The sequence below is a fragment of the Bradyrhizobium genomosp. I (2014) genome, assembly GCF_000261685.1.
GTDB lineage: Bacteria > Pseudomonadota > Alphaproteobacteria > Rhizobiales > Xanthobacteraceae > Bradyrhizobium.
In genome coordinates, this window is sequence record NZ_AJQE01000163.1 from 1 (window position 1) to 13,026 (window position 13,026).

At 65.2% G+C, this 13,026-nt stretch carries 12 protein-coding genes; 3 read left to right on the forward strand and 9 right to left on the reverse strand.

The genetic code is table 11. The features are described from left to right. Positions 1–48 precede the first annotated feature (48 nt). From IC50_RS15545 to IC50_RS15575, 7 genes are all read right to left on the reverse strand, one after another. Positions 49–966 (reverse strand): SDR family NAD(P)-dependent oxidoreductase, encoded by a 918-nt coding sequence (locus tag IC50_RS15545; protein ID WP_035706109.1) that lies wholly within the window; start codon positions 964–966, stop codon positions 49–51. A 117-nt stretch (positions 967–1,083) separates the two neighbouring features. Further along, positions 1,084–1,563 carry a MaoC family dehydratase gene (locus IC50_RS15550; protein ID WP_035706112.1) on the reverse strand — a complete coding sequence of 160 codons (480 nt, stop codon included), beginning with the start codon at positions 1,561–1,563 and terminating at the stop codon, positions 1,084–1,086. Beyond that, complete coding sequence (locus tag IC50_RS15555) at positions 1,564–3,282, reverse strand: AMP-binding protein (protein WP_035706114.1); 1,719 nt, start codon at positions 3,280–3,282, stop codon at positions 1,564–1,566. Continuing rightward, a complete protein-coding gene (gene mmsB / locus IC50_RS15560; protein WP_035706117.1) occupies positions 3,282–4,172 on the reverse strand; it encodes a 3-hydroxyisobutyrate dehydrogenase in 891 nt (296 codons plus the stop codon). Before mmsB ends, IC50_RS15555 begins: the two co-directional genes overlap by 1 nt. 26 nt (positions 4,173–4,198) lie before the next feature. After that, complete coding sequence (locus IC50_RS15565; protein ID WP_035706120.1) at positions 4,199–5,266, reverse strand: enoyl-CoA hydratase/isomerase family protein; 1,068 nt, start codon at positions 5,264–5,266, stop codon at positions 4,199–4,201. Further along, positions 5,263–6,408 carry an isobutyryl-CoA dehydrogenase gene (locus IC50_RS15570; protein ID WP_035706124.1) on the reverse strand — a complete coding sequence of 382 codons (1,146 nt, stop codon included), beginning with the start codon at positions 6,406–6,408 and terminating at the stop codon, positions 5,263–5,265. The genes IC50_RS15565 and IC50_RS15570 overlap by 4 nt, the downstream gene beginning before the upstream one ends. A gap of 161 nt (positions 6,409–6,569) precedes the next feature. Next, positions 6,570–8,066 carry a CoA-acylating methylmalonate-semialdehyde dehydrogenase gene (locus tag IC50_RS15575; protein WP_035706126.1) on the reverse strand — a complete coding sequence of 499 codons (1,497 nt, stop codon included), beginning with the start codon at positions 8,064–8,066 and terminating at the stop codon, positions 6,570–6,572. A 102-nt stretch (positions 8,067–8,168) separates the two neighbouring features. On the opposite strand from IC50_RS15575, the gene IC50_RS15580 reads away from it, so the two are divergent. Continuing rightward, entirely contained in the window at positions 8,169–9,077 is a 909-nt protein-coding gene (locus IC50_RS15580) for a LysR family transcriptional regulator (protein WP_035706129.1), read from the forward strand. A gap of 156 nt (positions 9,078–9,233) precedes the next feature. Here the strand turns inward: IC50_RS15580 and IC50_RS15585 are convergent, their stop codons facing one another. Both IC50_RS15585 and IC50_RS15590 read right to left on the reverse strand, forming a co-directional pair. Continuing rightward, complete coding sequence (locus tag IC50_RS15585) at positions 9,234–9,860, reverse strand: TetR/AcrR family transcriptional regulator (RefSeq protein ID WP_035706132.1); 627 nt, start codon at positions 9,858–9,860, stop codon at positions 9,234–9,236. Between the two features lie 64 nt (positions 9,861–9,924). Continuing rightward, positions 9,925–10,458 (reverse strand): PaaI family thioesterase, encoded by a 534-nt coding sequence (locus tag IC50_RS15590; protein WP_035706135.1) that lies wholly within the window; start codon positions 10,456–10,458, stop codon positions 9,925–9,927. Between the two features lie 156 nt (positions 10,459–10,614). Between IC50_RS15590 and IC50_RS15595 the strand changes: the two genes are divergently transcribed. Further along, positions 10,615–11,385 carry an enoyl-CoA hydratase gene (locus tag IC50_RS15595; protein ID WP_035706138.1) on the forward strand — a complete coding sequence of 257 codons (771 nt, stop codon included), beginning with the start codon at positions 10,615–10,617 and terminating at the stop codon, positions 11,383–11,385. A 313-nt stretch (positions 11,386–11,698) separates the two neighbouring features. After that, positions 11,699–12,895, forward strand: a complete 1,197-nt coding sequence (locus IC50_RS15600; RefSeq protein ID WP_035706141.1) for an acetyl-CoA C-acyltransferase — start codon at positions 11,699–11,701, stop codon at positions 12,893–12,895. Positions 12,896–13,026 lie beyond the last annotated feature (131 nt).

Sequence of the window (13,026 nt, forward strand, 5' to 3'; positions counted from 1 at the left end):
GCGATTTCCGGGCCCATCGCCTTGCGACGCCCCGGAACGCCAGTGGAGCTAGAGCTTGATGCCCGCCCGTGCCGCGGCCTGCGCGACGTATTTCTGCGTCTGCTCGAAGGCGCCTCGCAGCGCTTTCGCCTTCGACATGTCGCTGATCTCTGCGAAATGCGCGGCAACCGCATCGGGCGTCCACTCGCTCTCCGGCAGGTTGATGCCTTCGCTCTCCAGAATCTTGATCACGGCGAAGGAGCCGGCTCCGGCGCCCATGATGGTGCGGGTGGGCGCGTCCTCGCTGAGCATATACTCGACCGCGGGCGTGATCGCGTTCGGCTTCATCAGTTGCAGCGCCTGGGGCGGCAGCAGCTCTTCCGTCATGCGGGTCGCCGCCGTCGGCGAGATGATGTTGACGCGGATGTTGTTCTTGCGCCCCTCTTCGGCGAGCACGTTCATCAGGCCGACCATGCCGGATTTCGCCGCGCCGTAATTGGCCTGGCCGAAATTGCCGTAGAGGCCGGAGGACGAGGTGGTCAGCACGATGCGGCCATAGTTGCGGTCGCGCATGCCGGCCCAGGCCGCCTTGCAGCAGTAGAAGGTGCCGACGAGATGCACGTCCAGCACCTTCTGGAAATCGGCCGCTTCCATCTTGCCGAACGACTTGTCGCGCAGGATGCCGGCATTGGCGCACAAGAGGTCGACGCTGCCCCATTCCCTGGTGGCGCGCTCGACCATGGCAGTGACCTGCTCGAAGTTCGAGACATCAGCGCCGTCGGCCATCGCCGTGCCGCCGGCCTTGCGGATCTCCTCGACCACGGATTCGGCCGGCGACAGCGAGCCGCCGGTGCCGTCACGCGCGCCGCCGAAATCGTTGACCACGACTTTCGCGCCGCGGCTGGCCAGCCCCAGCGCATGCGCCTTGCCAAGACCATTGCCCGCGCCGGTGACGATGGCGACGCGTCCGTCGAACCTGATTGCCATGAATGCTTTCCTACATGCTAGTCGTCATGGCCGGGCTTGACCCGGCCAGCCGTCAAATCGACAGGCTTTTGAGCAGCGATGGGTTGCCGGGTCAAGCCCGGCAACGACGCCTCTGGGTTAGCCGAAATAGATCAGGCCGAGCCAGTCGGCGACCAGCGCGGGCTTGTCCTCGCCTTCGATCTCCACCGTGACGTTGGTGCGGGACTGCAACTCGTTGGGCTTGCGCAACTTGGCCTCCGCCAGCACGAAGCGGCCGCGGACGCGCTTGCCCGAGCGGACCGGTGAGATGAAGCGCAATCTGTCGAAACCGTAGTTCACCCCCATCGTGGTGCCTGCGATGACGGGCATCACCTCATAGGACATGATCGACAGCAGCGACATCGTCAGGAAACCGTGCGCGATGGTGCTGCCGAAAGCGGTCTCTTTCTTCGCTCGTTCCGGATCGACATGGATGAACTGGTGATCCTCAATCACGTCGGCATAGGTGTCGATGCGGGGCTGGTCGATCAGGTGCCACGAGGACACGCCGATCTCCTTGCCGACCATGGCCTGATAGGCCTGAAGCGTAATCGGCGGCTTCTTCCAGACTTCGTTCACTTAGGTCTCGCTCCGTGTCTTTGCCAGCTCCGGAAACTCCTCCTCGCGGAATTCCCGGCCGCGCAGCGGATCGTCGCGATCATTGTCGCGTTCCAGCCGTCGTAGCTGGACGCGACGGATTTTTCCAGAGATCGTCTTCGGCAGCTCGGTGACGATTTCGAGGCGGCGGATGCGCTTGAATGGCGCGAGGCGCGTGTGCAGATGTTCGAAGATGGAGAGCGCGGTCTCGGGTGACCGCTCCGCGCCCGACGTCAGCAGCACGAAGGCCTTGGGGATGGCGAGCCGGATCGGGTCGGGGCTCGGCACCACCGCGGCTTCCGCGACCAGCTCATGCTCCAGCAGCACGCTCTCGAGCTCGAACGGACTGATGCGATAATCGGACGACTTGAATACGTCGTCGGAGCGGCCGACGAAGGTGAGATAGCCTTCGTCGTCCTCGAACACGACGTCGCCGCTGCGATAGAGCTCGCCTTCGGCCCCCAGCAACTCGCCATGGTCGCCCTGATAACCTTGCATCAGGCCGGCCGGGCGCTCAGTCCCAAGCACCAGCGTGACCTCGCCTTCCCTGGCCGGGCTCCCGTCGGCGTCGCTGATCTGCACGCGATAGCCCGGCAGCGGCCGGCCCATCGAGCCGACCTTGATCTTCTGGCCCGGCGAGTTGCCGGCGAGCGCCGTGGTTTCGGTCTGGCCGTATCCGTCACGGATGGTGAGGCCCCAGGCCGCGCGCACCTGATCGATCACTTCAGGGTTCAGCGGTTCGCCGGCGCCGCAGACTTCGCGCAGGGCCACCTTGAACGATGCAAGGTTCTCCTGGATGAACAGCCGCCATACCGTCGGCGGCGCGCACAGCGTGGTGACGCCGCAGCGGCCGATGGTGGCGAGCAGCGCTTTGGCATCGAAGCGCGGCTGGTTGACCACGAATACGGTCGCCCCGGCATTCCACGGCGCGAAAAAACAGCTCCAGGCATGCTTGGCCCAGCCGGGCGACGAAATATTGAGATGGATATCGCCGGGCTTCAGACCGATCCAGTACATGGTGGAGAGATGGCCGACCGGATAGCTGCGCTGGCTGTGCCGCACCAGTTTTGGTTTTGCGGTCGTACCCGAGGTGAAATAGAGCAGCATCGGGTCGTCGGCATTGGTTGGACCGTCAGGCGTGAAGCTCTCCGACGCTTTCGACGCCTCGTCATAGGCCAGCCAACCATCGCAAGCCGCGCCGACCACGATGCGAGCGACATTCCGGGTGCCAAGGCTCGCAAACTTCGCCACCTGGTCCTCAGCGGCCACCACCGCCCTCGCCTTGCCACGATCCAGCCTGTCGCGAAGTTCTTCTGCGGTGAGCAACGTCGTCGCTGGAATCACGACGACGCCGAGCTTCATCGCCGCCAGCATCGTCTCCCACAGCGGAACCACGTTGCCGAGCAGCAGCAAAAGGTGGTCGCCGCGCCTCAAGCCCTGCGCGCGGAGGAAGTTGGCGACCTGGTTCGAGCGCTTCGAGAGGACCGAGAAGGACAGCTTGGTCTGCCGATCCTGCGCAGCATCGACGATCCAGAGCGCCGGACGATCCCTGCTGTCCGCATTTGTCGCCAGTTCGGCGTCGAACCAGTCGAGCGCCCAGTTGAAGGGCGCCGGATCGGGCCAGCGGAAGCCTTTGACCGCTGCCTCGTAATCCGTGCGGTGCTTTAGCAGAAACGCGCGCGCTTCCTGGAATGTCGTCATCAAGCTTTCCCGGCTAGACTCCTAACGTGCTTGATAATTCCGGAAAAATCCACCCCGCCCTGACCGGCTGCGTCGAAAGACTGATAGATCTCCTGCGCATGCTTGCCGAGCGGCGTCGCCGCGCCCGCAGCCTTCGCGGCGTCCTGCGCCAAGGTCAGGTCCTTCACCATCAGCGCCGAGGCAAAGCCCGGCTTGTAGTCGTTGTTGGCCGGCGAGGTCGGCACCGGGCCCGGCACCGGGCAATAGGTCGTCAACGACCAGCACTGGCCGGAGGAGGTCGAGGCGACGTCGAAGAGGGCCTGATGCGAAAGCCCGAGCTTCTCGCCGAGCGCAAATGCCTCGCTCACCGCGATCATGGAGATGCCGAGGATCATGTTGTTGCAGATTTTTGCCGCCTGGCCCGCGCCGGCGCCGCCGCAATGGACGATCTTCTTGCCCATGTTCTCGAGCACCGGCTTTGCCACCGCAAATGCCTTGTCGTCACCGCCGCACATGAAAGTGAGCGTCGCCCCCTTGGCACCGCCCGTGCCGCCGGAGACCGGCGCGTCGACCGAGAGCACACCTTGCTTGGCGGCCAGCGCATGCGCGGCCCTCGCGCTTTCGACGTCGATGGTGGAGGAGTCAATGATCAGCGCGCCCCTGGTCATGGCTGGCACGACCTCGTTCCAGACGCCGAGCACGTGCTTGCCTGCGGGGAGCATGGTGACGACGACATCGGCGCCCTTCACCGCACCGGCTGCGCTCTCGGCAATGCCGGCGCCATCGGCCTTGGCCTGATTGCGCGAGGCCTCGACGAGATCGAACGCCACCACCCTGTGGCCGGCCTTGACCAGATTGGCGGCCATCGGACCGCCCATGTTGCCGAGACCGATGAATGCGATCGTGGCCATTGTCGTTTCCTCCGCTGCAGCGTTGACTAGTTGAACTTCAATTCGTCGGCGCCGATCTCGGCGAGATACGGCGCAAGCATCTCCGGCGTCACATCCTCGATCCGCGGCGGCGACCAGGTCGGGTTGCGGTCCTTGTCGATCACGGCGGCGCGCACGCCTTCGCGGAAATCGTCGCTGCGGAAGACTTCCAGCGCGGCGCGGTACTCGCGCACCAGGCACTCTTCCAGGCTCGACGATCTGCGCGCGAGCCGCAAGAGCTTCAGCGTCACCACCATGCCGCGCGGCGATTTCTCGTTGAGCGTCTTCAGCGTGGCCTGTGCGAAGTCGGAGCCGTCACGCTTCAGCGCCGAGAAAATGTCCTCCATGCGATCGAAGCCGAACAGCGCATCGATCGCCGGCTCCTTCGCCGCGACCGGCCCTGCGATCTCGCCGGTTGCAAAGCCGTCGATGAGCTTGCCGACATCGGCTGCGTTCACCCCGGAGCGCAGCCTCGTCAGCGCCTCGCGCAGCTCCGGGAGCCTCAAAGACGGCACCACCCAGTCCGCGAACTTCGCGTGGATTGCGTCCGGCCCGTTCATGGTCTGGCCGGTCAACCCGAAATAGGTGCCGATCTCGCCCGGCGAGCGCGACAGCAAATAAGTGCCTCCGACATCGGGAAAGAATCCCAGCCCGACCTCGGGCATCGCCAGCTTCGTGCGATCCGTGACAACGCGGTGGCTGGCATGAGCCGACAGACCGACGCCGCCGCCCATCACGATGCCGTCCATGAACGCGACATAGGGCTTAGGAAATTTCTTGATCCGGGCATTGAGGATGTATTCCTCGCGCCACAGGATCTTGCCGAGGTCGCCATTGACCTTCGAGCTTTCCCAGAGCGTGCGGATGTCGCCGCCGGCACACAAGCCGCGCTCGCCGGCGCCTTCGAGCAGGATCACGGCCACGGCCGGATCGGCCTCGAAGCGGTCGAGCGCCTTCTCGACATCGCGAAACATCTCCAGCGTGACGGCATTGATCGCCTTGGGACGGTTGAGCCGGATGATGCCGGCCGCCCCCTCGACACGGGCGACCAGATCGCCCTCCTCCACTGACGTCATCGCGCGCCCTCGAGCAGTTTGCGCGCCACGATGAGCCGCATGATTTCATTGGTGCCTTCGAGGATCTGGTGCACGCGCAGGTCGCGCACGATCTTCTCGATGCCGTATTCGCTGAGGTAGCCGTAGCCGCCGTGAAGCTGGAGGGCGTGGTTGGCGACCTCGAAACCGACGTCGGTGCCGAAGCGCTTGGCCATCGCGCACAGCATGGTGGCATCAGGGTCCTTGCGGTCCAACGCCGCAGCTGCGCGCCAAAGGAACGTGCGGGCGGCCTCCAGCTCGATGGCCATGTCGGCGAGACGGAATTGCAGCGCCTGGAATTCGTCGAGACGCTTTCCGAATGCCTTGCGTTCCTTCATGTAGGCGCGCGCCTTGTCGAGCGCGGTCTGCGCGCCGCCGAGCGAGCATGCCGTGATGTTGAGGCGGCCGCCGTCGAGGCCAGCCATCGCGATCTTGAAACCGACGCCCTCCTCGCTCAGCCGATTGGCGACCGGCACGCGGGCGTTCTCGAACATCACCGCGCGGGTCGGCTGCGCGTTCCAGCCCATCTTGCGCTCATTGGCGCCGAACGACACGCCCGGCGTCTTGCCGTCGATGACGAGGGTCGAGATGCCGCCGGGGCCGTCGCCGCCGGTCCTGACCATCGCGACCAGGAGATCGGTGCCGCCGGCGCCCGAGATGAACTGCTTCTGGCCGTTGAGAACGTAATGATCGCCGTCGCGCACCGCGCGCGTGCGCAGCGCTGCCGCATCCGAGCCGGCGCCCGGCTCGGTCAGGCAGTAGCTCGCGATCAGCTCCATGGTGCAGAGCTCAGGCAGCCATGTGTGGCGCTGGGTGTCGCTGCCGAAGGCATCGATCATCCAGCTCGCCATGTTGTGGATGGAGATGAAGGCCGAGGTGGTCGGGCAGCCCGTCGCCAGCGCCTCGAAGATCAGCGCGGCATCGAACCGCGTCAGGGCGGAGCCGCCGACATCGTCGCGGATGTAGATGCCGCCCATGCCGAGCGTGGCGGCCTCGCGCATGACGTCGACGGGGAAATGCTTCTCCTCGTCCCAGCGCAGCGCGTGCGGCGCGATCTTTTCCGCCGCAAACGCCAACGCCATGTCGCGAACTGCGATCTGATCCTCGTTCAGAGCGAATTGCATGCTGCCGCTACCCTCTTGCCCCATCGTCATTGCGAGCCACAGGGTCCGCGCGAAGCGCGGCCCGATGACAGGCTCCGCGAAGCAATCCAGGCTGCCTCCGCGGAAAGACTCTGGATTGCTTCGTCGCTACGCTCCTCGCAATGACGGGCTGGGCTCCAGCCTTACTTCATCAGGGGGATCGAGAACTCCGCACCTTCCTTGACGCCGGACGGCCAGCGCGAGGTCACCGTCTTGGTCTTGGTATAGAAGCGGATCGAGTCCGGGCCGTGCTGGTTGAGATCGCCGAAGCCGGACTTCTTCCAGCCGCCGAAGGTGTAATAGGCGATCGGCACCGGGATCGGCACGTTGATGCCGACCATGCCGACGTTGACCTTGGCCGCGAAGTCGCGCGCAGCGTCGCCGTCACGGGTGAAGATGGCAACGCCGTTGCCGTAGTCATGATCAGATGGCAGCGCCAGCGCTTCCTTGTAATCGTGCGCGCGCACCACCGAGAGCACCGGCCCGAAAATCTCTTCCCTGTAGATTCGCATGTCCTTAGTGACGTTGTCGAACAGCGAGCCGCCGAGATAGAAGCCGTTCTCGTAGCCCTGCATCTTGAAACCGCGGCCATCGACGGCGAGCGTCGCGCCTTCCTTGACGCCGATGTCGATGTAGCTCTTCACCTTCTCGACAGCTTCGCGCGTGACCAGCGGACCGTAGTCGGCCGACGGATCGATCGAGGTGCCGATCTTGAGCGACTCGACACGCGGGATCAGCTTTTCCATCAGGCGATCGGCGGTGGACTTGCCGACGGGCACCGCGACGGACACGGCCATGCAGCGCTCACCGGCCGAGCCGTAGCCGGCGCCGATCAGCGCGTCGACGGCCTGGTCCATGTCGGCGTCGGGCATGACAATGGCGTGGTTCTTGGCGCCGCCAAAACACTGGCAGCGCTTGCCGGTCTGGGCGGCGCGCTCATAGATGTACTGCGCGATCGGCGTCGAGCCGACGAAGCCGATGGCCTTGATGTCGGGATCGTCGAGGATGGCGTCGACCGCTTCCTTGTCGCCGTTGACGACGTTGAGGATGCCGGCCGGCAGGCCCGCTTCCATCATCAGCTCGGCGAGCAGCATCGGCACGCCGGGATCGCGCTCCGAGGGCTTGAGGATGAAGGCATTGCCGCAGGCGATCGCGGGTGCGAACTTCCACATCGGGATCATCGCCGGGAAATTGAACGGCGTGATGCCGGCGACGACGCCGAGCGGTTGGCGCATCGAGTAGATGTCGATGCCGGGGCCGGCGCCTTCGGTGTATTCGCCCTTCATCAGATGCGGGATGCCGCAGGCGAATTCCGCGACTTCGAGGCCGCGCTGGATGTCGCCCTTGGCGTCGGGCACGGTCTTGCCGTGCTCGCGGGCGAGCAGTTCGGCGAGCTTGTCGTAGTCGCGCTGCACCAGCTCCACGAATTTCATCATGACGCGGGCGCGGCGCTGCGGGTTGGTCGCGGCCCATTCCGGCTGGGCGGCACGGGCGTTTTCCACGGCGGCGCGGACTTCGGCCTTGGACGCCAGCGCCACCTTGGCCTGGACGTCACCGGTCATCGGCTCGAAAACGTCGGCGGTGCGGCCCGAGGTGCCCTTGACCTCCTTGCCACCGATGAAATGTCCGATTGAACGCATGGAATGATCTCCTTCAGGCCGAGCGTGGTCGCTTTGACAAATCCTATTGACCTGCATTTTATAGGATTCAAGTCTGATATATTGCACCATAGATGTGCGGAAATGCTGGATCAAGGCGCTATCGACTGGGACGACTTTCGCTTCGTGCTCGCCGTCGTGCGGGGCGGCTCGGTATCGGCTGCGGCAAAACAGCTCGGCGTCGACCATGCCACGGTGATCCGCCGCGTCGACCGGCTGGAAAGGCACCTGTCGGCCAAGCTGTTTGACCGGCGCAAGACCGGCTATCTCCTCACCGAGGCCGGCCAGCGTGTCGCCGACAGCGCGGAGGCCATGGAATCGACCATCGTCGCCAACCAGGAGCAGGTCGGCGGCTCGGTGGCACGGCTGACCGGCACGGTCCGGATCGGTGCGCCCGACGGGTTCGGCACTGCCTTCCTCGCGCCACGGCTCGCCCCCTTCGCCGATCGTTATCCCGATCTCGATTTGCAACTTGTGGCCACCGCGCGGCTATTCAGTCTCTCCAAGCGCGAGGCCGATATCGCCATCAGCCTGACCATGCCGAAGGAAGGCCGCATCGTCGGCCGCAAGCTGCTCGACTACCGCCTCGGCCTCTATGCCGCGCCGGCCTATCTCGACCGCTTTCCCAAGATCTCTTCACGGCAAGACCTGCCGCCGCACCGCTTCGTCGGCTACATCGAGGAGCTCCTGTTCACGCCGGAGCTCGACTACCTGCCGCAGGTGTCGCCGCGAATTTCCGCGCGCTTCCGCAGCGCCAATCTGATCGCGCAGCTCAATGCCACGCTCTCCGGCTTCGGCATCGCGGTGCTGCCGCATTTCATGGCGAGCGACCATCCGCAGCTTGAGGCCGTGCTGCCGGAGGAGATCTCGATCACACGCACGTTCTGGATGCTGATGCACGCCGACAGCAAGGACCTCGCGCGGATCAGGGCCGTGGCAGATTACATCAGCGAGATCGTCGAGCGCGAGCGGGCGCTGTTTGCGGGACGGTAGGAATTCGCAGGAGCGAGGCACAAAGCCAGCCCCTCATGGTGAGGAGGCGCGAAGCGCCGTCTCGAACCATGCAGGCCCAAATCTCGTCCGCGGCCATCCTTCGAGACGACCGCTTCGCGGTCTCCTCGGGATGGGGTCCCCGGCGCATACCCGGTGCTAGTTCTGCTTCTCGCGCGGCTTCTTCGCAGCAGGCACCTTCGGCTCGCGCTTCGCACCGCCCAGCGCGCTGTCCCGGCCCGCCTTCAGCACCTCGTCCGACAGTTCGCTCGAGCCGGCGATGCGCGCCAGCAGCATGGTGCCGGCCATCGTCGCCAGCGTCGCGATCGCCTGCTTGCGCGCGGCCTTGCGCGGCATGTTCGGGATGTAATCGGTCATCATCTCGATCATCTGGTCGAGCTTGCCGGCAAACGCCTTTCGCGTCTTCGGGCTCTCGCGGGCGATCTCGGCGCCCAGCGCGGGAATCGAGCAGCCATGGCCGGGATTGTCGCGATGCAGCGTCGAGAGATAGCTTTCCGCGACCAGCGCCAGCCGCTTTTCAGGAGCGGCTTCGCCGGTGAGCTTGCGCCAGTGCTCCATCGAGCGGTCCATGGCATAGGCAAACGCTTCGATCACCAGCGCCTCGCGGGAATCGAAATGCGCGTAGAAGCCGCCATGGGTCAGGCCCGCCTCCTTCATGAGGTCGGCGACGCCGATGCCATGAGCGCCCTTCTCGCGCAGCCGCACGGAGGCCTTCTTCACGATCCGATCGTGGGTTTCCTGCTTGTGTTCCCGGGAATAGCGCATGCGGATCTCATTGAATGTCGGAGATCATCCCATAGCACGAAAGTGGGCCGAACGGTGCATTAATTCATGTTAAGTTGTTGCCGATCATGGAGAAGGTTGCAGTTGCATGCACCGCCAGGGCCCCCTTACCGTCGCGGACGAAACCTTCGGTGTAGCTGGTCTGGCGTCCCAGCTTGATGATCTTGCCTTCGGCGGAGATCAGCCCGGAACGAACCGACAGCGGGCGCAAATAGGTCAGTTTCAGGTCAAGGGTCACCGAGCTTTGTCCGGCCTCGAGCCGGGTCGAGATCGCACATCCCATGGCCGTATCGAGCAGCGCCGCTGCGGTCGCGCCGTGGAGCAGACCGATGGTATTCTCAAGATCCTCGCGCGGCTCCAGTTCCATGACAATCCGGCCCTGCTCGACCACTCCCACCGTGAAACCGATCAGTTTCGCAAAAGGCGGCGGCGGCAGACGGCCGTCGCGAATTCCCAGCATGGTGTCCATGCCTGACAGCCCCATGGCCGCTCTCGCGACCGGCGCCGGCACCTGCCAGTCCACCACGCGCTCACGCCGCTGCGCTGGCGAAAACAGGGCGATTCGATCGACATCGGTCATGGCCACCTCATTGTATGACATCAATCATACTATGCTACGGACTTCGCGCTGGCAACTCGGTCCCGCCAGCCCGCTTGACAAGCGGTGCATTTCGGCCCGGAAGTGGTCCCGACCAGTGCGCCTCGCACGCGTCCACGAAACTTTCGAGATGCCACGATGGAAATGCTCAACAACCACTGCGGGGTGACGCGCGACACGCGCGGCGTCGCCCATGTCGCAATCTGCAACGCCGGCTCGCTCAACATTCTCGGCTCGCCCGTGACCGACGCCATGCGCGAAGGCCTCCAGCAGCTTGCATCCGACCGCAGCATCCGCGTCGTGGTGCTGCGCGGCCAGAGTGAGAAGAGCATGATCGGCGGCGCGGACATCAAGGAGATGGCCAGGCTCGACCAGAAATCCGCCGAAGCCTTCATCACTCGCCTGCGCGATCTCTGCGAGGCGGTGCGCGCCTTCCCTGCCCCGGTGATCGCGCGCATGCCCGGCTGGTGCCTCGGTGGCGGGCTCGAAGTGGCGGCGGCCTGCGATTTCCGCATCGCCGCACATGATGCCCATTTCGGCATGCCGGAGGTGCGCGTCGGCATCCCCTCGGTGATCCATGCCGCGCTGTTGCCGCGGCTGATCGGCTGGGCCCGCGCGCGCTGGCTGGTGATGACGGCGGAGAATATCGACGCAGCCACCGCGCTCGCCTGGGGTCTGATCGACAAGGTCGCCCCCGTGGGCGGATTGGATGCCGAGATCGAGCACCTGGTGAAGGCCTTGCTTGAATGCGGCCCTGAGGCGCTGCGGTCGCAGAAGGCGCTGCTGCGGCAGTGGGAGGAATTGCCGCTGACGGAGTCGGTGAACCTCAGCGTGAAAGTGTTCGGCGAGTCGTTCCTGACGGACGAGCCGACGCGACTGATGGGCGCGTTTGTGAACCGGAAGCGCTAGGTTCTGGGCGGAGGCACGGTGATCGCTGCGCGCGACGCCGTCATCGCCCGGCTCGACCGGTTGAATCCGCCCAGTAGGCCGAGACAGTCATGGTTGAATCGATAGGCCGCGGCGTACTGGATGCCCCGGTCGAGCCGGGGGCATGACGCCGTCTTCGGAGGAGCGCCCTCGTTCCTGGAGCCTGCCCAGCTTCGCTCGCACGACCAAATCTCATGCGAACCGCAAGATTTTCTCATCCCGGCCGCGGTTGCATTTTTTGCGCCGCATCATATGATGACCATAATCTTACCCATCATTGCCAGGGAGTTCCGTCATGGCCGCAGCCGCCGATCCCGTCGTCATCGTTTCCGCCGCCCGCACCCCGCTCGGCCGCTTCATGGGCGAACTATCGCCGCTTCCCGCCCACAGGCTTGGATCGCACGTGATCGGCGCGGCGCTGGAGCGCGCCAAGCTTGCGCCCGAGAAGGTCGACGAGGTCTTCATGGGCTGCGTGCTGCCGGCCGGACAGGGCCAGGCCCCCGCGCGCCAAGCCGCGCGCGCAGCGGGTCTGCCCGACGCCACGGGCGCGACCACCGTCAACAAGGTCTGCGGCTCCGGCATGAAGGCGACCATGTTGGCGCACGACATCATCCGCGCCGGCTCGGCAGAGATCGTCGTCTCCGGCGGCATGGAGAGCATGAGCAACGCGCCCTATCTGCTCGCCAAGGCACGCGGCGGCTATCGCGTCGGCCATGACCGCATCATCGACCACATGATGATGGATGGCCTGGAAGACGCCTACGAGACCGGCCGTTCGATGGGCGATTTCGGCGAGGCCACGGCCGAGGCCTATCAATTCACCCGCAAGGATCAGGACGCCTACGCGATGGAGACGCTGAGTCGCGCGCGCAAGGCGGTCGAGGGCGGCGCATTCAGGGCCGAGATCGCGCCGATCACGCTGAGCGAAAAGGCCGGCCCGCGCGTCATCGCCAATGACGAGCATCCGCTGAAGGTTGACCCCGCAAAGATTCCCGGACTGAGGCCGGCGTTCCGCGCCAACGGCACCATCACGCCAGCGGCCTCCTCCGCCAATGCCGACGGCGCCGCTGCGCTGGTGCTGACGAAGCGCTCGCTCGCCGATCGGCTTGGCCTGCCTGCTTTCGCCGAGATCAAGGGCCACGCCACCCACAGCCAGGAGCCGCAATGGTTCACGACGGCGCCGACTCCGGCGATCCGCAAGCTGCTCGACAAGGTCGGCTGGGCTGCCTCCGATGTCGACCTGTTCGAGATCAACGAGGCGTTCGCCGTGGTGGCGATGGCGGCGCAACGCGATCTCGGCATTCCCCGCGAGAAGCTGAATGTCAACGGCGGCGCCTGCGCGCTCGGCCATCCCATCGGCGCGACCGGCGCGCGGCTGATCGTGACCCTGCTGCACGCACTGGAGGCGCAAAATCTCAAGCGCGGTATCGCCGCGCTCTGCATCGGCGGCGGCGAGGCCACGGCGATCGCCGTGGAGCGCCTGTCGCACTAGCGCCGATGTCCGAAATTGAGGGAAGTCTGTCATTTAAGACTTTCCTTCTCTGTGCCAGATTGCAACGATGGCGCGGGTCCCAGAGGCCCGCCAACAACATTGAGGCCCAATGATCTCGAACTGGCTCCCCG